The sequence below is a fragment of the Pseudomonas sp. SMV71 genome, assembly GCF_052042015.1.
Taxonomy (GTDB): domain Bacteria; phylum Pseudomonadota; class Gammaproteobacteria; order Pseudomonadales; family Pseudomonadaceae; genus Aquipseudomonas.
Map to the genome: position 1 here is coordinate 108649 of NZ_JBKGGU010000015.1, position 17828 is coordinate 126476.

At 61.4% G+C, this 17828-nt stretch carries 18 protein-coding genes; 14 read left to right on the plus strand and 4 right to left on the minus strand.

The features are described from left to right. From ACLEJQ_RS17165 to ACLEJQ_RS17190, 6 genes are all read left to right on the plus strand, one after another. Positions 1–1194, plus strand: coding sequence for an SfnB family sulfur acquisition oxidoreductase (locus ACLEJQ_RS17165; protein ID WP_440796732.1), 1194 nt, complete (start codon positions 1–3; stop codon positions 1192–1194). Further along, complete coding sequence (locus tag ACLEJQ_RS17170; protein ID WP_440796734.1) at positions 1194–2552, plus strand: LLM class flavin-dependent oxidoreductase; 1359 nt, start codon at positions 1194–1196, stop codon at positions 2550–2552. Before ACLEJQ_RS17165 ends, ACLEJQ_RS17170 begins: the two co-directional genes overlap by 1 nt. 159 nt (positions 2553–2711) lie before the next feature. Beyond that, positions 2712–3521, plus strand: a complete 810-nt coding sequence (locus ACLEJQ_RS17175) for a MetQ/NlpA family ABC transporter substrate-binding protein (RefSeq protein WP_440796736.1) — start codon at positions 2712–2714, stop codon at positions 3519–3521. Between the two features lie 2 nt (positions 3522–3523). Further along, positions 3524–4648 carry a methionine ABC transporter ATP-binding protein gene (locus ACLEJQ_RS17180; RefSeq protein ID WP_440796738.1) on the plus strand — a complete coding sequence of 375 codons (1125 nt, stop codon included), beginning with the start codon at positions 3524–3526 and terminating at the stop codon, positions 4646–4648. Further along, positions 4638–5282, plus strand: coding sequence for a methionine ABC transporter permease (locus ACLEJQ_RS17185; protein ID WP_440796740.1), 645 nt, complete (start codon positions 4638–4640; stop codon positions 5280–5282). The genes ACLEJQ_RS17180 and ACLEJQ_RS17185 overlap by 11 nt, the downstream gene beginning before the upstream one ends. 170 nt (positions 5283–5452) lie before the next feature. Continuing rightward, a complete protein-coding gene (locus ACLEJQ_RS17190) occupies positions 5453–6079 on the plus strand; it encodes a class I SAM-dependent methyltransferase (RefSeq protein WP_440796742.1) in 627 nt (208 codons plus the stop codon). A 155-nt stretch (positions 6080–6234) separates the two neighbouring features. Here the strand turns inward: ACLEJQ_RS17190 and ACLEJQ_RS17195 are convergent, their stop codons facing one another. Next, positions 6235–6801: a transporter substrate-binding domain-containing protein gene (locus ACLEJQ_RS17195; RefSeq protein ID WP_440796744.1), complete on the minus strand. Its 567-nt coding sequence runs from the start codon at positions 6799–6801 to the stop codon at positions 6235–6237. A 133-nt stretch (positions 6802–6934) separates the two neighbouring features. On the opposite strand from ACLEJQ_RS17195, the gene ACLEJQ_RS17200 reads away from it, so the two are divergent. Then, a complete protein-coding gene (locus ACLEJQ_RS17200; protein WP_440796746.1) occupies positions 6935–7360 on the plus strand; it encodes a DUF4399 domain-containing protein in 426 nt (141 codons plus the stop codon). A gap of 200 nt (positions 7361–7560) precedes the next feature. On the opposite strand, the gene serA is transcribed toward ACLEJQ_RS17200, so the two are convergent. Further along, a complete protein-coding gene (serA, locus tag ACLEJQ_RS17205) occupies positions 7561–8790 on the minus strand; it encodes a phosphoglycerate dehydrogenase (RefSeq protein ID WP_440796748.1) in 1230 nt (409 codons plus the stop codon). Positions 8791–8995: 205 nt separating this feature from the next. Here serA and ACLEJQ_RS17210 point away from each other — a divergent pair, with 205 nt between their 5' ends. From ACLEJQ_RS17210 to ACLEJQ_RS17225, 4 genes are all read left to right on the plus strand, one after another. Next, positions 8996–10390 (plus strand): FAD-binding oxidoreductase, encoded by a 1395-nt coding sequence (locus ACLEJQ_RS17210; protein ID WP_440796750.1) that lies wholly within the window; start codon positions 8996–8998, stop codon positions 10388–10390. Positions 10391–10431: 41 nt separating this feature from the next. Next, positions 10432–11097: a fumarylacetoacetate hydrolase family protein gene (locus ACLEJQ_RS17215; RefSeq protein ID WP_440796752.1), complete on the plus strand. Its 666-nt coding sequence runs from the start codon at positions 10432–10434 to the stop codon at positions 11095–11097. Positions 11098–11224: 127 nt separating this feature from the next. Beyond that, complete coding sequence (locus ACLEJQ_RS17220; protein WP_440796754.1) at positions 11225–12157, plus strand: SdiA-regulated domain-containing protein; 933 nt, start codon at positions 11225–11227, stop codon at positions 12155–12157. A 118-nt stretch (positions 12158–12275) separates the two neighbouring features. Continuing rightward, positions 12276–13193: an SdiA-regulated domain-containing protein gene (locus ACLEJQ_RS17225; RefSeq protein WP_440796756.1), complete on the plus strand. Its 918-nt coding sequence runs from the start codon at positions 12276–12278 to the stop codon at positions 13191–13193. Positions 13194–13360: 167 nt separating this feature from the next. Here the strand turns inward: ACLEJQ_RS17225 and rpiA are convergent, their stop codons facing one another. Continuing rightward, on the minus strand, positions 13361–14032 hold the full coding sequence (rpiA, locus tag ACLEJQ_RS17230; protein ID WP_440796758.1) for a ribose-5-phosphate isomerase RpiA: 672 nt from the start codon (positions 14030–14032) through the stop codon (positions 13361–13363). A 283-nt stretch (positions 14033–14315) separates the two neighbouring features. On the opposite strand from rpiA, the gene ilvA reads away from it, so the two are divergent. After that, the gene (ilvA, locus tag ACLEJQ_RS17235; RefSeq protein WP_440796760.1) at positions 14316–15830 is read left to right on the plus strand and encodes a threonine ammonia-lyase, biosynthetic; all 1515 of its coding nucleotides are present in this window, start codon (positions 14316–14318) and stop codon (positions 15828–15830) included. 176 nt (positions 15831–16006) lie between these two features. Beyond that, entirely contained in the window at positions 16007–16435 is a 429-nt protein-coding gene (locus ACLEJQ_RS17240; RefSeq protein WP_440796762.1) for a DUF2269 domain-containing protein, read from the plus strand. Between the two features lie 93 nt (positions 16436–16528). On the opposite strand, the gene ACLEJQ_RS17245 is transcribed toward ACLEJQ_RS17240, so the two are convergent. Next, positions 16529–17185, minus strand: a complete 657-nt coding sequence (locus tag ACLEJQ_RS17245) for an HAD family hydrolase (protein ID WP_440796764.1) — start codon at positions 17183–17185, stop codon at positions 16529–16531. 143 nt (positions 17186–17328) lie between these two features. Between ACLEJQ_RS17245 and ACLEJQ_RS17250 the strand changes: the two genes are divergently transcribed. Beyond that, the gene (locus tag ACLEJQ_RS17250; protein WP_003186867.1) at positions 17329–17808 is read left to right on the plus strand and encodes an RNA pyrophosphohydrolase; all 480 of its coding nucleotides are present in this window, start codon (positions 17329–17331) and stop codon (positions 17806–17808) included. The last annotated feature ends 20 nt before the right edge of the window (positions 17809–17828 follow it).

A 17828-nucleotide genomic window follows, 5' to 3' on the forward strand; every position in this document is an offset into this window, starting at 1 on the left:
ATGACGTTTTCTCAACACGTCGCGGTAATCACCAGCGATGAACAAGCCCTCATCGTCGCCAGCGACCTGGCCGATGACTTCAAGCGCGACAGCGTCCTGCGCGACCGCGAACGACGCCTGCCCTATCCGGAACTGGAAGTGTTCTCCCGCTCCGGCCTGTGGGGCATCAGCGTGCCCAAGGCCTACGGCGGTGCCGGGGTTTCCAACGTCACGCTGGCCAAGGTCATCGCCTTGATCGCCCAGGCCGACGGTTCCCTCGGGCAGATTCCGCAGAACCATTACTACGCCCTGGAAGTGTTGCGGGTGAATGGCAGCGAAGCGCAGAAGCAACGGTTATACGCCGAGGTACTGGCCGGCCAGCGCTTCGGTAACGCATTGGCCGAGCTTGGCACCAAGACCGCCCACGAGCGCACCACTCAGCTGCGTCGCGATGGCGACGGCTACCGGATCAACGGGCGCAAGTTCTATGCCACCGGGGCGATCTATGCCCAACGCATCCCCACTTCGGTGGTGGATGAAAACGGTGTGCAACAGCTGGCGTTCGTCCCGCACGACAGTAAAGGCCTGACAGTGATCGACGACTGGAGCGGTTTCGGCCAACGCACCACCGGCAGCGGCTCGGTGGTGTTCGACGACGTGTATGTCGACGCCGAAGACGTCGTGCCATTCCAGAGTGCCTTCGAGCGCCCGACGCCGGTGGGGCCGCTGGCGCAGATTCTCCACGCCGCCATCGACACCGGTATCGCCCGCGCCGCCTATGAAGATGCATTGCACTTCGTGCGCAGCAAGACCCGGCCATGGATCGACGCCACCAGCGACATTGCCACCGAGGACCCGCTCACTCTCAAGAGTTTCGGCCAGTTGAGCATCCGCCTGCATGCCGCCGAAGCGCTGTTGGAGCGCGCCGGCGAGTTCCTCGACCGGGCCCAGGCCGACACCCAGGCCGATTCGGTCGCCGCCGCCTCGATTGCGGTGGCCGAGGCCCGCGCCATCAGCACCGAAATTTCCCTGGCCGCCGGCAGCACCCTGTTCGAGCTGGCCGGCAGCCAGGCGACCCTGGCCGAACATGGCCTGGACCGCCATTGGCGCAACGCGCGGGTGCACACCCTGCACGACCCGGTGCGCTGGAAATATCACGCGGTCGGCAACTTCTATCTCAACGACGAGAAGCCGCCGCTGCGGGGGACGATCTGATGGCGTCCGGCAAGAAAAAAATCCTGCTCAATGCGTTCAACATGAACTGCGTCGGGCACATCAACCATGGCTTGTGGACCCATCCCCAGGACACCTCGACCCAGTACAACACGATCGAATACTGGACCGGCCTGGCGCAGCTGCTCGAACGCGGCCTGTTCGACGGGCTGTTCATCGCCGATATCGTCGGGGTCTACGACGTCTATCAACAATCGGTGGACGTCACGCTGAAGGAGTCGATCCAGCTACCGGTCAACGACCCGTTGCTGCTGGTCTCGGCGATGGCGGCGGTCACCCGGGACCTGGGTTTCGGCCTCACCGCCAACCTGACCTACGAGCCGCCGTACCTGTTCGCCCGGCGCATGAGCACCCTCGACTACCTGAGTCGCGGCCGGGTCGGCTGGAACATCGTCACCGGCTACCTGGACAGCGCCGCCAAAGCCATGGGCCTGACCGCGCAAGTCGAGCATGACCGGCGTTACGACCAGGCCGACGAGTACCTGCAAGTGCTCTACAAACTGTGGGAAGGCAGTTGGGAAAACGACGCGGTACTCAATGATCGTCAGCAACGGATCTATGCCCGGCCGGAGAAGGTGCACAAGATCCGGCACCAAGGCGAGTTCTATCAGGTCGAGGGCTATCACCTGTGCGAACCCTCGCCCCAACGCACTCCGGTGCTGTTCCAGGCCGGCAGTTCGGAACGCGGCCTGTTGTTCGCCGGGCGGCATGCCGAGTGCGTGTTCATCAGCGGCCAGAACAAACCGGCGACCAAGGTCCAGGTGGACAAGGTCCGCGCCAGCGCCGCCCGTGCCGGGCGCAACCCCGAGGACATCAAGGTGTTCATGGGCCTGAACGTGATCGTCGGCGAGACCGAAGCGGCGGCCTGGGCCAAGCATGCCGAGTACCTGAGCTACGCCAGCGCCGAGGCCGGGGTGGCACATTTTTCCGCATCGACGGGGATCGATTTTTCCCAGTACGAACTGGACGAGCCGATCCAGTACGTGAAGAGCAACGCCATCCAGTCCGCCACCAAGACCCTGCAAAACAACGACTGGACCCGACGCAAATTGCTGGAACAGCACGCCCTTGGCGGCCGCTACATCACGGTGGTCGGTTCAGCCGAACAAGTGGCCGATGAGTTGGAATCATGGATCGCCGAGACCGGCCTCGATGGCTTCAACCTGACCCGCATCGTCACGCCGCAAAGTTATGTGGACTTCATCGACCTGGTGATTCCCGAGCTGCAGCGACGCGGCTCGTACAAGACCGCATATGACCACGGCACGCTGCGCGAGAAGTTGTTTCATGCCGGGGCTCATTTGCCCGGGCAACACACCGGCTCGGATTACCGGCACTGAGTTATTAATCAGGGGGCTGGCTGAATCCCGCTCGGCTGCGCAGCAGGCGCGAAATCTTGAGGCCTGCTGCGCAGTCCAGCGGGAGCAAGCTCCCTCGCCACCGCAAGCTCTCTGCCCACAAAGGCACCGACTTTTAATCAAGATGACTGGAAAAAACTTATGACCAAGCACTCCCTTTCCTTGCCAGTCAAAGCACTGGCCCTGGCCCTCGGCTTGTTCAGCTCAGCGCTGTTCGCCGCCGATGCGCCGCTTAAAATCGGCACCACCGCCGCGTTCGCCATTCCGCTGGAAGCGGCCGTCGAAGAAGCGGGCAAGCAAGGCCTGAAGGTCGAGCTGGTAGAGTTCAGCGACTGGATCGCACCGAACGTCAGCCTGGCCTCCGGGGATATCGACGTGAATTATTTCCAGCACATCCCGTTCCTGGAAAACGCCAAGGCCGCCGCCGGGTTCGATCTGGTGCCCTTCGCGCCGGGGATCATCAACAACGTCGGCCTCTACTCGAAGAAATACAAAAGCTTCGCCGAGCTGCCCGAGGGCGCCAGCGTCGCCATTGCCAACGACCCGATCAACAGCGGACGCGGCCTGCAACTGCTGGCAAAGGCCGGGCTGATCACGCTCAAGCCCGGCGTGGGCTACAAGGCCACCGAGGACGACATCGTCGCCAACCCGAAAAACATCAAGATCCTCCAGGTCGAAGCCGTGCAACTGGTGCGCGCCTATGACGACGCCGACCTGGTACAGGGTTACCCCGCCTACATCCGCCTGGCGAAAACCTTCGATGCCACCTCTGCCTTGCTGTTCGACGGCCTGGACCACAAGGAATACGTGATCCAGTTTGTGATCCAGCCCAAGAGCAAGGACGACCCACGCCTGATCAAGTTCGTCGACATCTATCAACATTCGCCCGCCGTACGCGCCGCCCTGGACAAGGCCCATGGCAAGCTCTACCAGGCCGGTTGGGAAGGCTGATCATGAATGCCGTCAACGCCCGACTCCGGGATGAACCCGCCACGCCCCAGAGCGCTGAACAGACCGAACTGCACCCTGAACTGAACCGCGCCCATGTGCGCTTCATTGGCCTGGGCAAAACTTATAACGGCGCGCAAGGACCGGTGGCCGCGCTGCACAGCATCGACCTGGCGATCCAGCGCGGCGAGGTGTTCGGCATCATCGGCCGCAGCGGCGCCGGCAAGTCGTCGCTGATCCGCACCATCAACCGACTCGAACAACCTACCAGCGGACGCGTGCTGATCGACCAGGTGGACATCGGCGAGTTCGATGAAGACCGCCTGGTGGAGCTGCGCCGACGCATCGGCATGATCTTCCAGCACTTCAACCTGATGTCGGCCAAGACCGTGTGGCAGAACGTCGAGTTGCCACTGAAAGTCGCCGGGGTGCCCAAGGCGCAGCGCCAGCGCAAAGTCCGCGAGCTGCTGGAACTGGTTGGCCTGCAAGGCAAGCATGAGGCCTATCCGGCGCAACTTTCCGGCGGCCAGAAGCAGCGCGTCGGGATCGCCCGGGCCTTGGTGCATGATCCGCAGATTCTGCTGTGCGACGAGGCCACTTCGGCCCTGGACCCGGAGACCACCCAGTCGATTCTCGGCCTGTTGCGCGAGATCAATCAGCGGCTGGGCCTGACCATCGTGCTGATCACCCATGAAATGGCGGTGATTCGCGAAGTCTGCGACCGGGTGGTAGTGCTCGAGCAAGGGCGCATCGTCGAACAGGGGCCGGTCTGGGAAGTGTTCGGCAACCCACAGCATGAAGTCAGCCGGACACTGCTGGCGCCCTTGCAGCATGCGCTGCCCGAAGAACTGCAAAACCGCTTGCAAGCACAACCGGCGTCGGCGGATGCCGCCACCGTGCTGCGCCTGCAATTCACCGGCAGCGGCCACGACGAACCGGACCTGGCGGCCTTGTTCAGCGCTCTGGGTGGGCGCGTGCGGCTGCTGCACGGCGGCATCGAACGGATCCAGGGCCATGGGCTGGGGCAATTGCTGCTGGCGGTGAGCGGTTCTTCGTGGGGTGCCGAAGAGTTGCGTCAACGCGCCGGCAATTGGGCACAACGGGTAGAGGTGCTGGGTTATGTGGTTTGATCGGTTGTTACAGGGCTTCATTGACACCTTTTTGATGGTGGGCGTGTCGTCGTTGATCGCGCTGCTGGTGGGTATCCCGATGGCGGTGATCCTGGTGACCAGCGGCAAGGGCGGGATTTATGAGGCGCCTGTTGTGAATAAAATCCTGGGGGCGTTCGTCAACCTGTTCCGCTCGATCCCGTTTTTGATCCTGATGGTGGCGCTGATCCCGTTCACCCGGCTGATCGTCGGCACCACCTATGGCGTTTGGGCCGCCGTGGTGCCCCTGACCATCGCCGCCACGCCGTTCTTCGCGCGTATCGCCGAGGTCAGCCTGCGGGAGGTCGACCATGGCCTGATCGAAGCCGCCCAGGCCATGGGTTGCCGGCGCTGGCACATCGTCTGGCACGTGCTGCTGCCTGAAGCCCTGCCGGGCATCGTCGGCGGTTTCACCATTACCCTGGTGACCATGATCAACTCCTCGGCCATGGCGGGCGCCATCGGTGCCGGCGGCCTGGGCGACATCGCCTACCGGTATGGCTACCAGCGTTTCGACAGCCAGATCATGCTCACGGTGATCGTGTTGCTGGTGGCGCTGGTGGCGGTGATCCAGTTGGGCGGGGATCGTCTGGCGCGGGGGTTGAACAAGCGCTGAGGCAGCGCCAGGGTTGATACTTCTTCCACCGCTATTGTCGGATCGCCACCCTGAGCAGGCTGCTCCCACAGGGTTCTGTGAACGACGCAACCCCTTTGTGGGAGCGAGCCTGCTCGCGATGGGCGCCTGCGGTATAGTCAGTCCAACGTTCCCCACCCAAGCCAATACCCATGAAACACACCCCCGAAGACCTGCACACCATCACCAGTACGACGCTGGGCAATTACAACGCCGTCGCCGAGAGTTTTCGCGAGGGCACCCGCGATCACGACGTCAGCCAGAACATCGACGCCCTGCTGCGGCACATCAAGGGCCAGGCCCCGTTGCACATCCTGGATTTCGGCTGCGGGCCCGGACGCGACCTGCGCACGTTCACTGCCATGGGCCACGTGGCGGTCGGCCTCGACGGCTCGGAGGCATTTGCCCGCATGGCGCGCCAGGACAGCGGTTGTGAGGTGTGGCAACAGGATTTCCTGAAACTCGATCTGCCGGCGGAACGCTTCGACGGGATTTTTGCCAACGCCGTGCTGTTTCATATCCCGGTCCAGGAACTGCCGCGGGTACTCAAGCAACTGCGCGCTACGCTCAAGCCCGGTGGTGTGCTGTTCAGCTCCAACCCCCGTGGCGAGAACCAGGAAGGCTGGAACGGCCAGCGCTTCGGCGCCTACCACGACCTTGCGGCCTGGCGCACGCTGCTGGGCGAAGCCGGTTTTGTAGAGCTGGAACATTACTATCGGCCGGCGGGGCTGCCGCGCGAGCAACAGCCTTGGCTGGCGAGTGTCTGGCGCAAGTCTTGAAAGCGGACCTGTTTCTACCGACTGAACGCTGAAGCCGTGGCGAGGGAGCTTGCTCCCGCTCGGCGGCGCAGCCGTCGCAATCCTGGGCCTGCTTCGCAGTCCAGCGGGAGCAAGCTCCCTCGCCACAGGGGACCGTGTGTAATTACAGGTTTAGGTTATTCCCGCTTGACCAACCACTTCTGTGACAACTGCTCCAATCGCCCATCTTCCTTGATACGCATCAAAGCGTTGTTCAGGCTGGCCTTGAATGCCGGGTTGTCCTTCTGGAACGGGATCACCAGGCTCGGCGCCGGACCGGTTTTCTCTTCAGGCTGGAAAGACTGCGCCAGCACCATCGGACGCTGCGCCTCTTCCTTGCTCGCCAGCAACTGTGCATCCGGATGGCTGTAAGCGGCGCTGGTGTCGAAACGTTCTGCCAGTTCCGGGGTCAGTGCTATGTGGTTGATGGCGACATCGTACTTGCCACTTTCCACACCGCTCAGCAGATCCGCGGCATCGGTGACCACGAAGTCGGCGCGCACATCGAGCTCGGCGGCCAGCATCTGGCCCAGTTCCACTTCAAAGCCGGCGAGCTTGCCGTCCTCCTTGAAGTTGAACGGGGCGGCGTCGGCTTCCAGGGCAATGCGCAGCTCGCCACGGTCGTTGATGTCGTCGATCAGTTCGGCATGGGCCAGGGGGCTCAGAAGGGGTAGCAGGCAAATCAGGCCAGGCAGAAAACGCATGGTCACTCCTAGGTATTTATATAAGCGACGCTCGTTTCAGGCTCGCTTTGCTATGGTTGTTGCAGGCTTCGACAACGATTGGTCATGAAGTTGTCACGACCAGGCGGATTTCATGGAAAAACTGGAGAAAAAAATGAAAAGCTTTATGTCTCGTGCCGCGTTGGCCGGCCTGTTGCTCGGCACTTCGATGCTGGCGGCCGCCGCGACCCCGGCTCCGAAAGGTGCTGAAGTCTTCATCGTTTCCCCGAAGGACGGCGCCACCGTCGCTCAGGAATTCAAGGTCAGGTTCGGCGTCAAGGGCATCGCCCTGGCCCCGGCGGGTGACGTGACAAAAAATACCGGGCACCACCATCTGCTGATCGACGTCGACAAACTGCCCGCCAAGGACGCACCGATTCCCAACGATGCGAACCACATGCACTTCGGCAAGGCCCAGACCGAAGCGACCATCAAGCTGGCGCCGGGCGAGCACACCTTGCAGCTGGAACTGGGCGACAGCGGCCACATGCCGTTCGATCCACCGATCGTGTCGAAGAAAATCACGGTGACCGTGAAATAATCCAGAATAGCTGACAACACGGCACCCTGTGGGAGCGAGCCTGCTCGCGATTGCGGTGGATCAGCTGGCATGTCTGTAGCTGAAACACCGCTATCGCGAGCAGGCTCGCTCCCACAAGGGTTTGTGTTGTGTCAGGCAGAAAAAAGGGAGCCTTGTCAGGCTCCCTTTTTTGCTTCAAACCAGCAGTTGATCACTGCCTGTCAGAACAGCACGCGGCAACGAATAGTGCCCTTGATGTGTTGCAGTTTCTCTTGTGCCAGGTCCGAGTATTCGGCGTCGACGTCGATCACGACGTAGCCGACCTTCTCGTTGGTTTGCAGGAACTGACCGGAAATGTTGATGCCGTTTTCGGCGAAGACCTTGTTGATCTCGCTCATCACACCCGGAATGTTTTCGTGGATGTGCAGCAAGCGGTGCTTGCCAGGGTGCGCCGGCAGGGCCACTTCCGGGAAGTTCACGGACGATACCGAAGTACCATTGTCGCTGTACTTGACCAGTTTTTCCGCGACTTCCAGACCGATGTTGGCCTGGGCTTCAGCGGTGGAACCACCGATGTGCGGGGTCAGGATCACGTTGTCCAGGCCACGTAGCGGGCTCTCGAAGATGTCGTCATTGGAGCGCGGCTCCACCGGAAACACGTCGATGGCGGCGCCGATCAGGTGCTTGTCCTTGATCGCTTCGGCCAGGGCTTCGAGCTTGACCACCGTGCCACGGGCGGCGTTGATCAGGATCCCGCCTTTCTTGATGGCGCGGATTTCTTTCTCGCCGATCATCCATTGGGTCGCAGGGGTTTCCGGAACATGCAGGGTCACGATGTCGGACATGCCCAGCAACTCGTGCAGGTCATTGACCTGGGTGGCGTTGCCCAGCGGCAGCTTGGTCACGGTGTCGTAGAAGAACACCTGCATGCCCAGGCCTTCGGCCAGGACCGACAATTGCGTACCGATCGAACCGTAGCCGACGATACCCAGCTTTTTGCCGCGGATTTCAAAGGAGTTGGCCGCGCTCTTGATCCAGCCGCCACGATGGCAGGACGCGTTTTTCTCAGGGATGCCCCGCAGCAGCAGGATCGCTTCGGCCAGCACCAGTTCGGCAACGGAACGGGTGTTGGAGTACGGAGCGTTGAACACCGCGATACCGCGCTCGCGTGCTGCGTTGAGGTCGACCTGGTTGGTGCCGATGCAGAAGCAGCCGACCGCGACCAGTTTCTTGGCGTGATCGAAAATCTCTTCGGTCAATTGAGTGCGCGAGCGGATGCCGATGAAGTGCGCATCGGCGATCTTTTCCTTGAGCTGGGCCTCCGGCAGAGAACTGGTGATGTACTCGATGCTGGTGTAGCCCGCCGACTTGAGGACGTCGACAGCCGATTGGTGGACGCCTTCGAGAAGAAGGAACTTGATCTTGCTCTTATCGAGAGAAGTCTTGCTCATCTGCGTAAACCTGTGTCCCGGAGAAAAATGGCAGGGAATCGGGCAGCGCATGCTGGCCCGACCGGCGTGAAAGCCGTCGCCGCAGAACAGCCTTTGAGCACTACGCTGCGGGGTCGGTATGCTAGCATAGCCACCCCGCTAAACACTCATTCCTGCGACGTGAAGCGTTCTCAGGATGACCATGAATTGTTCGAGAGTTCTGTCGATGACCAATCCTGCCCTGTTAGATGAGCTGAAGACCCTGGTTGAGCCTGGCAAGGTCCTGACCGACGCCGACTCCCTGAACGCTTACGGCAAGGACTGGACCAAGCATTTCGCCCCTGCGCCGACCGCTATCGTCTTCCCCAAGACGACCGAGCAGGTCCAGGCCATCGTTCGCTGGGCCAACACGCACAAAGTAGCCCTGGTGCCATCGGGCGGGCGCACCGGGCTTTCGGCGGCGGCCGTGGCGGCTAATGGCGAAGTGGTCGTGTCATTCGACTACATGAACCAGATTCTCGACGTGAACCTCACCGACCGTACCGCCGTCTGCCAGCCGGGCGTGGTCACCGAGCAGTTGCAGAACAAGGCCGAGGAACATGGCCTGTACTACCCGGTGGATTTCGCTTCAGCCGGCTCCAGTCAGATTGGCGGCAATATCGGCACCAATGCCGGCGGGATCAAGGTCATTCGCTACGGCATGACCCGCAACTGGGTTGCCGGCATGAAAGTCGTCACCGGCAAGGGTGACCTCCTGGAATTGAACAAAGACCTGATTAAGAACGCCACCGGCTACGACTTGCGCCAGCTGTTCATCGGCGCCGAAGGCACCCTCGGCTTCGTGGTCGAAGCCACCATGCGCCTGGATCGCGCACCGAAGAACCTCACCGCCATGGTGCTCGGCACGCCGGACTTCGACTCGATCATGCCGGTGCTGCATGCCTTCCAGGGCAAGCTCGACCTGACCGCTTTCGAATTCTTTTCCGACAAGGCCCTGGCCAAAGTCCTCGGTCGTGGGGACGTGCCGGCCCCGTTCGACACCGAGTGCCCGTTCTACGCCCTGCTGGAATTCGAAGCCACCACCGAAGAAGTCGCCAATCACGCCCTGGAAACCTTCGAGCACTGCGTAGAGCAAGGGTGGGTGCTGGACGGCGTGATGAGCCAGAGCGAAACCCAGTTGCAGAACCTGTGGAAACTACGCGAGTACATCTCCGAAACCATTTCCCACTGGACCCCGTACAAGAACGACATCTCGGTCACCGTCTCGAACGTTCCAGGTTTCCTTCGGGAAATCGACGCGATTGTCGGCGAACATTATCCGGACTTTGAAATCGTCTGGTTCGGCCACATCGGCGACGGCAACCTGCACCTGAACATCCTCAAGCCGGAAAACCTGAGCAAGGACGAGTTCTTTGCCAAATGCGCGACCGTCAACAAGTGGGTGTTTGAAACCGTCGAGAAGTACAACGGCTCGATTTCGGCCGAACACGGCGTGGGGATGACCAAGCGCGATTACCTGACCTATAGTCGTTCGCCTGTGGAAATCGACTACATGAAAGCAGTAAAGGCCGTATTCGATCCGAACGGCATCATGAACCCAGGCAAGATCTTCGCAGTTTGATGCCCTGAAGCACCTGATGAATCCCAGACCCAGGAGTCGTAATGAGCTATCAGCACCAGTATGTCGACGGCACACGCATTCATTTCCCGGTAGGAAAACTCGTGTGCATCGGCCGTAACTACGCCGAACATGCCAAGGAACTGGATAACCCGGTGCCCACCGAGCCCCTGCTGTTCATCAAGCCGGGCAGTTGCGTGGTACCCATGGAGGGCGGCTTCAGTATTCCTACGGACCGTGGCTCGGTGCACTACGAGGCGGAAATCGCCGTGCTGATCGGCAAGCCATTGTCGACCCGCCCGAGCGTTGAGGAAGTGCTGGACGCCATTTCCGGCTTCGCCCCGGCCCTGGACCTGACCCTGCGGGACAAACAGGCCGAGCTCAAGGCCAAGGGCCTGCCGTGGGAAATCGCCAAGTCATTCGACGGCGCGGCGGTACTCGCCCCCTTCGTGCCGAACGGCACCTTCGCCGACCTTACCGATATCCCCGTGCGCCTGACCATCAACGGTGAAGTGCGCCAGGACGGCAACAGCAGCCTGATGCTCAACCCCATCGTGCCGATGATCCAGCACATGGCCGGCTGCTTCTCACTGCAAGCCGGGGACGTGATCCTCACCGGCACCCCGGCGGGCGTCGGGCCGCTGAACGTCGGCGATGAACTGGTGATAGAACTGCCCGGAACGAGCCGCTTCGAAAGCAGCGTTCGCTGACTGCAACCTCGCTCCCGCAGGTATGCGCTATTTACTGTTTTTTCACATGCCATCCGGATAATTCAGCGGATAGCGGCATCTGAGCCAGCCGTATCCTTAATCCGACTGATCTGGAACACCCTCACTGATGGCCAATACCCAATCACCGTCTCCCGCCAAAGCCCTTCGCCGCTCTCGCTTCGCCCTGCCCTGGTATGCCTGGTCGCTGCTGGCCGTCGCGGCGGCCTATGGCCTGGCGTTTGCGATGCATTGGGATGATCGTGGCCTGCTTTGGCTGTCGGAGCACTTCCAGAGCCCGGCCCAGCGCCAGGAAAGCACCTGGTTGCCGGACTACCGCGCCGTGATCGACGCCAAGCCGCTGCCCGGCATGGAGAAGGACGAAGCGTCGGACATCACCTATAACCCGCAGACCAAGACCCTGTTCGCAGTCATGGGCAAACAGCCCTTCCTGGTTGAGCTGACCCTGCAGGGCGACGTACTGCGCAAAATGCCCCTGGTGGGCTGGAGCAATCCCGAAGGCGTGACCTACATGGAAAACGGACTGCTGGCGATTACCGATGAGCGAAGCCACACATTGACTATCGTCCAGGTGGACGCCGACACCCGTGAGCTCAACAGCGCCAACTTCCCTCACTATGACCTTGGCCCATCGAAGAACCAGAACAAGGGCTTCGAAGGGATTGTCTGGGACCCGCACAATCAGCAACTGGTGCTCGGGGAGGAACGCCCGCCGGCCCTGTTCACCTGGAAAAGCGACGGCAGCCAGCAGCTCAGCGGCGAGAAGCACATCCACGTCAGCGATGAACTGGACCTGCGAAACCTCTCGGCCCTGGCGATCGATCCTCGCACAGGCCACATGCTGGTGCTTTCAGCCGACTCCCATCTGCTGCTGGAGCTGGACGACAAAGGCGACCAGGTCAGCTTCATGACCCTGTTGGGGGGCTTCAACGGCCTGAAGGACACCATCCCTCGCGCCGAGGGCGTGACCATCGATGAAGCCGGCAACCTCTACATGGTCAGCGAGCCGAATCTGTTTTATCGTTTCGAAAAACAACGCTGATCGCCCTGACCCTGTAAGATTATTCCGTCTTCGTTGTAGGACGTGGCAAACGGCCATTAAGCTTCAGTTCAGGCAGTCGTGGTATTTCCGTCCACCTGTCTTATCAGAGCCCACCCACATGCGCCGATTCGCCCGTCCCAAACCCCTATTCATGATATTGCTGACGACCCTGCTGGTTGCACTGATCGCCGGCGGCCAGCACTTGCGCCTGTTCGAACGTGCCTGGTTCAACCTCAATACGCTTTGGAAACCTATCGACGAGCAGGCCATTGCACTGGATCAGTACCAGGTCGCCATCGAGGCGCAGGTGATCGAAGGCCTCGACGATGACGTTTCCGCGCTGACCTACGACCCGGTACGCAAGAGCCTGTTCACCGTTACCAATCAGGATTCGGAGCTGGTCGAACTATCGCTGGATGGCAAGGTGCTGCGGCGCATCGCCCTGATCGGCTTCGGCGATCCGGAAGCGGTGGAGTTCATCAGCGAAGACATCTACGTCATCACTGACGAGCGCGAACAGCGGCTGATCAAGATCCATCTGGACGATGACACCCGGTTCCTCGACGCAGCCGACGCCGAACAGATGACCCTGGGCTTGCACATGAGCAGCAATAAAGGCTTCGAAGGACTGGCCTACGACTCGGTGGGCAAGCGACTGTTCGTGGCCAAGGAACGCGACCCGATGCTGATCTATGAAGTGCACGGGTTTCCTCACCAGAATCCGGAAAAATCCTACGCCGTGCATGTGGTCAACAACCCCAAGCGCGATGCAGGGCTGTTCGTACGGGACCTTTCGAGCCTGCAATACGACGAGCGCAGCGGCCATTTGCTGGCGCTGTCCGAGGAGTCACGGTTGATTATCGAGTTGGATATCAATGGCCGGCCATTGAGCACGCTGTCATTGAACAAAGGCCGCCATGGCCTACAGAAAACCGTGCCCCAGGCCGAGGGCCTCGCCATGGACGATGACGGCAATCTGTACTTGGTGAGTGAGCCGAATCTGTTTTATGTGTTCAAGAAGCCGCAGCGCGATTGATCAGGCAGGCATCTCTGTGCCTGCAGCGCCGATCATTCAAGCGCCGCCCGAATTACCGTGGCGAGGGAGCTTGCTCCCGCTGGGGTGCGTAGCAGCCCTCTGTGAGTGCTTCGCACTCAAGCGGGAGCAAGCTCCCTCGCCACAAGAGTGCCAATCACAACATCGGATCAGGCCTTGAGGGTTTTCACCCCTTCAGGTGTACCCAGCAGCAACACATCCGCCGGACGCGCCGCGAACAGGCCGTTGGTGACCACGCCCACGATCGCGTTGATCTGGCTTTCCAGCGCCACCGGGTCGGTGATTTGCAGGTTGTGCACATCCAGGATGATGTTGCCGTTGTCGGTCAGCACGCCCTCGCGGTACACCGGGTCGCCGCCCAGTTTCACCAGTTGCCGGGCCACGTGGCTGCGGGCCATCGGGATGACTTCCACTGGCAGCGGGAATGCGCCAAGGACCGGCACCAGCTTGCTGGCGTCGGCAATGCAGATGAAGGTCTTGGCCACTGCCGCGACGATTTTTTCCCGGGTCAGGGCCGCGCCGCCGCCCTTGATCAGGTTCAGGTGGGCATCGCTTTCGTCGGCGCCGTCGATGTAGAACTCCAGATCGCTCACGGTATTGAGCTCGTACACCGGGATCCCGTGGCCCTTGAGGCGCGCAGCAGTGGCTTCGGAGCTGGCGACCGCGCCATCGAACGCGCCCTTGTGTTTGGCCAGTGCGTCGATGAAGCAATTGGCCGTGGAGCCGGTGCCGACCCCGACGATGCTCTTGTCATCCAGTTTCGGGAGGATGAGGTCGACGGCAGCCTGGGCCACAGCCTGTTTGAGTTGATCCTGGGTCATGCGGGCTCCGAAGGTGCCGAGTGGGAACGAAAGGCCGGCATTATAGGCGCCGCAAGCGCCTCGGTCATTGCTTGATTGAACGCAGATCCCCTTGGCGAGGGAGCTTGCTCCCGCTCGGTGGTGCAGCCACCGCAAAATCCTGGGCCTGCTTCGCAGTCCAGCGGGAGCAAGCTCCCTCGCCACGGGGGGCTTGTCCCTTGAAGCCTTCAATTCGTGTGGTCGCCCGGCCAAAAGCCGGGTTAGACTCCCAGGCCCTGCCCAACCCGCCCAGTGATGCTTTCCGATGCTCGAACAGTACGTCAAGAAGATCCTCACCTCGCGCGTTTACGACGTTGCCGTAGAAACCCCGCTGCAGACCGCTCGCCAGCTTTCCGAGCGGCTGGGCAACAACATCTGGCTCAAGCGCGAAGACTTGCAGCCGGTGTTCTCGTTCAAGATTCGCGGGGCGTACAACAAGCTGACCCAGCTCAGCGACGAAGAGCGCGCCCGCGGGGTGGTCACGGCTTCGGCGGGCAACCATGCCCAGGGCCTGGCCCTGGCGGCGAAAGTCCTGGGCGTGAAGGCCACCATCGTGATGCCCAAGACCACCCCGGAAATCAAGGTCGAAGGCGTGCGCTCCCGCGGTGGCAAAGTCGTGCTGCACGGCGACTCTTTCCCGGAAGCCCTGGCCTATTCGCTGAAACTGGTGGACGAAAAGGGCTACGTCTACATTCACCCCTATGACGATCCCCACACCATTGCCGGGCAGGGCACGGTGGCCATGGAAATCCTGCGCCAGCATCCTGGGCGCCTGGACGCGATCTTCGTCCCGGTCGGTGGCGGCGGGCTGATCGCCGGCATCGCAGCCTATGTGAAATACCTGCGCCCGGAGATCAAGGTGATCGGCGTCGAGCCGGACGATTCCAACTGCCTGCAAGCGGCCCTGGCCGCCGGGGAACGTGTGGTGCTCCCAACCGTGGGGCTGTTCGCCGACGGCGTTGCCGTGGCCCAGATCGGCCAGCACACCTTTGATATCTGCAAACACTATGTGGACGAAGTGATCACCGTCAGCACCGACGAGATCTGCGCCGCCATCAAGGATATCTACGACGATACCCGCTCGATCACCGAACCTGCCGGCGCGCTAGGCGTGGCCGGGATCAAGAAGTACGTCGAATCGCGCGGCGTCAGCGGCCAGACCCTGGTGGCCATCGACTCGGGTGCCAACGTCAACTTCGATCGCTTGCGCCACGTCGCCGAGCGCGCCGAACTGGGTGAAGGCCGCGAAGCAATCATCGCCGTGACCATCCCCGAGAAACCGGGCAGCTTCAAGGCGTTCTGCGAGGCGGTCGGCAAGCGCCAGATCACCGAATTCAACTACCGCTACAACACCGGCAGCGAAGCGCACATTTTCGTCGGCGTGCAGACGCACCCGGAGAACGACCCGCGCAGCGCACTGATCGCCAGCCTGACCGAGCAGGGCTTTCCGGTGCTGGACCTGACCGACAACGAACTGGCGAAACTGCATATCCGCCACATGGTGGGCGGGCATGCGGCCCATGTGATCGACGAAGTGGTGCTGCGCTTCGAATTCCCGGAACGCCCCGGCGCGCTGTTCAACTTCCTCAATAAACTGGGCGGGCGCTGGAACATCTCGATGTTCCACTACCGCAACCATGGCGCGGCAGATGGGCGTGTGGTCGCGGGGCTGCAAGTGCCTCACGATGAACGCCATCTGGTGCCGGCTGCCCTTGAGGAGATCGGCTATCCGTACTGGGATGAAAGCGATAACCCGGCGTACCAGCTGTTCTTGGGGTGAGCTTGCGCAATTGTGACCGTTCGGTCTGGGTACTGGATGGACCTGTGGCGAGGGAGCTTGCTCCCGCTGGGGCGCGAAGCGCCCCCAGAAAAGGTGAGCGCTTCGCACTCAAGCGGGAGCAAGCTCCCTCGCCATGGGGGTCTAAGCTGTTGAGCAAGTCATAAGGACATTAAACAATGGAAACGTTGACTGCGCTGAAGATCGCTCACGTCCTGGCCACTGCTTTGCTGCTGGTGGGCGCCGTGGGGCTGGCTATCTGGGTCTGGCGGACACGCCGCAATGGCGACGCCACGGCACCTGCCCGCACACTGCAACGCCCGCGGGTATTTATCTGGCTGGTGATGGGGCTTGCCCTGGCGAACCTGCCCTTCACCGGCTGGTGGATGGTTCATCAGGTCGGCTGGCCGCTGGGGCAGACCTGGCTGCTGGCCTCCAGCGTGCTCTATACCCTGGCGGCGCTGGCGGGGTTCTGGCTGCTGGCGCGGCTGAACAAAGCGCGCAAGGCGCCCACGGCGGGTGTTGGCAGGTTCACTTTTGCCTTGGCGTTGTTCAGCGTGGTCTGCTTGATCGCCATTGCCGGGTTGATGGGGGCCAAGCCGGTTTAGGGCTTGGAACCGAGTCGACTGCATCGCGGGCAGGCTCGCTCCCACATTGGAATGCGTCCCCTTATGGGAGCGAGCCTGCTCGCGATGACGATTTCAACCGCGCAGCGAAATCACCGGCCAACCCCGCTTCTGGGCCTCGGCCCGCAGGTTCGGGTCCGGGTCCACGGCCACCGGATGCGCCACCACCTCCAGCAACGGCAGATCATTCATCGAGTCGCTATAGAAGTAGCTGTCTTCGAGTGAGTGGCCGGTCTCTTCCAGCCAGCGGTTCAACCGCGTCACCTTACCCTCGCGAAAGCACGGGATGTCGGTGCTTCGACCACTGTAGCGGCCATCGATCATTTCGCACTCGGTGGCGATCAGGGTTTCGACCCCCAGGCGCTCGGCGATGGGCGCGGTGACGAAACGGTTGGTGGCGGTGATGATCACCAGCTTGTCGCCGGCGTCACGGTGCTTTTTCAGCAGCTCGATGGCCTGGGGCAACACGATTGGCTCGATGCAGTCGCGCATATAGTCCAGATGCCACTGGGCCAGGACGTCCATCTCGGTGCGACCGAGGATTTCCAGGCAAAAATTCAGGTACTCGGCGTTGTCGAGCTTGCCGGCCAGGTAATCCTGGTAGAACTCATCGTTGCGCGCCTTGTACGTGACGGCGTCGAGGAAACCGCGCTCACACAGGTAATCACCCCACGCGTGATCGCTGTCGCCGCCCAGCAACGTGTTGTCCAAGTCGAATAAAGCCAGCCGCATTGCAGTTACTCGCTGAAATTTCTGAGGAAAGGCGTCCAGAATACGGACTTTTCACAAGAGTGCACATAAGGTAGGTAGCCTCGTTGCTGCTTTCACAACCTTTGTGGAACAATGCGGCGACATGCGTTTGCGAGGTTGTTGCCGTGATCGATCCCGATGGTTTCCGACCCAATGTGGGGATCATTCTTACGAATGATGCAGGGCAGGTGCTATGGGCTCGCCGTATCAATCAAGACGCCTGGCAGTTTCCCCAGGGTGGAATCAATCCCCAGGAGACGCCGGAAGAGGCCTTGTACCGCGAGTTGAACGAAGAAGTGGGGCTTGAGCGAGAGGATGTCGAAATACTTGCCTGCACCCGGGGCTGGTTGCGCTATCGTTTGCCGCAACGCCTGGTCAGGACGCACAGCCAGCCGCTGTGCATCGGCCAGAAGCAGAAATGGTTTCTCCTGCGCCTGATCTCCAATGAGCAGCGGGTGCGGATGGATTTGACCGGTAAACCGGAGTTCGATGGCTGGCGCTGGGTCAGCTATTGGTATCCGTTGGGCCAGGTGGTGACATTCAAGCGCGAGGTGTACCGGCGCGCCCTCAAAGAGCTTGCCCCGCGCCTGCTGACGCGCGACTGACGACGGAGTTCGACCCCGAG

What these genes read in the sequence shown, in the direction of transcription:
- ACLEJQ_RS17165 (WP_440796732.1), top strand. Translation starts at nt 1, where the DNA reads ATGACGTTTTCTCAACACGTCGCGGTAATCACCAGCGATGAACAAGCC.
- ACLEJQ_RS17170 (WP_440796734.1), top strand. Translation starts at nt 1,194, where the DNA reads ATGGCGTCCGGCAAGAAAAAAATCCTGCTCAATGCGTTCAACATGAAC.
- ACLEJQ_RS17175 (WP_440796736.1), top strand. Translation starts at nt 2,712, where the DNA reads ATGACCAAGCACTCCCTTTCCTTGCCAGTCAAAGCACTGGCCCTGGCC.
- ACLEJQ_RS17180 (WP_440796738.1), top strand. Translation starts at nt 3,524, where the DNA reads ATGAATGCCGTCAACGCCCGACTCCGGGATGAACCCGCCACGCCCCAG.
- ACLEJQ_RS17185 (WP_440796740.1), top strand. Translation starts at nt 4,638, where the DNA reads ATGTGGTTTGATCGGTTGTTACAGGGCTTCATTGACACCTTTTTGATG.
- ACLEJQ_RS17190 (WP_440796742.1), top strand. Translation starts at nt 5,453, where the DNA reads ATGAAACACACCCCCGAAGACCTGCACACCATCACCAGTACGACGCTG.
- ACLEJQ_RS17195 (WP_440796744.1), bottom strand. Translation starts at nt 6,801, where the DNA reads ATGCGTTTTCTGCCTGGCCTGATTTGCCTGCTACCCCTTCTGAGCCCC.
- ACLEJQ_RS17200 (WP_440796746.1), top strand. Translation starts at nt 6,935, where the DNA reads ATGAAAAGCTTTATGTCTCGTGCCGCGTTGGCCGGCCTGTTGCTCGGC.
- serA (WP_440796748.1), bottom strand. Translation starts at nt 8,790, where the DNA reads ATGAGCAAGACTTCTCTCGATAAGAGCAAGATCAAGTTCCTTCTTCTC.
- ACLEJQ_RS17210 (WP_440796750.1), top strand. Translation starts at nt 8,996, where the DNA reads ATGACCAATCCTGCCCTGTTAGATGAGCTGAAGACCCTGGTTGAGCCT.
- ACLEJQ_RS17215 (WP_440796752.1), top strand. Translation starts at nt 10,432, where the DNA reads ATGAGCTATCAGCACCAGTATGTCGACGGCACACGCATTCATTTCCCG.
- ACLEJQ_RS17220 (WP_440796754.1), top strand. Translation starts at nt 11,225, where the DNA reads ATGGCCAATACCCAATCACCGTCTCCCGCCAAAGCCCTTCGCCGCTCT.
- ACLEJQ_RS17225 (WP_440796756.1), top strand. Translation starts at nt 12,276, where the DNA reads ATGCGCCGATTCGCCCGTCCCAAACCCCTATTCATGATATTGCTGACG.
- rpiA (WP_440796758.1), bottom strand. Translation starts at nt 14,032, where the DNA reads ATGACCCAGGATCAACTCAAACAGGCTGTGGCCCAGGCTGCCGTCGAC.
- ilvA (WP_440796760.1), top strand. Translation starts at nt 14,316, where the DNA reads ATGCTCGAACAGTACGTCAAGAAGATCCTCACCTCGCGCGTTTACGAC.
- ACLEJQ_RS17240 (WP_440796762.1), top strand. Translation starts at nt 16,007, where the DNA reads ATGGAAACGTTGACTGCGCTGAAGATCGCTCACGTCCTGGCCACTGCT.
- ACLEJQ_RS17245 (WP_440796764.1), bottom strand. Translation starts at nt 17,185, where the DNA reads ATGCGGCTGGCTTTATTCGACTTGGACAACACGTTGCTGGGCGGCGAC.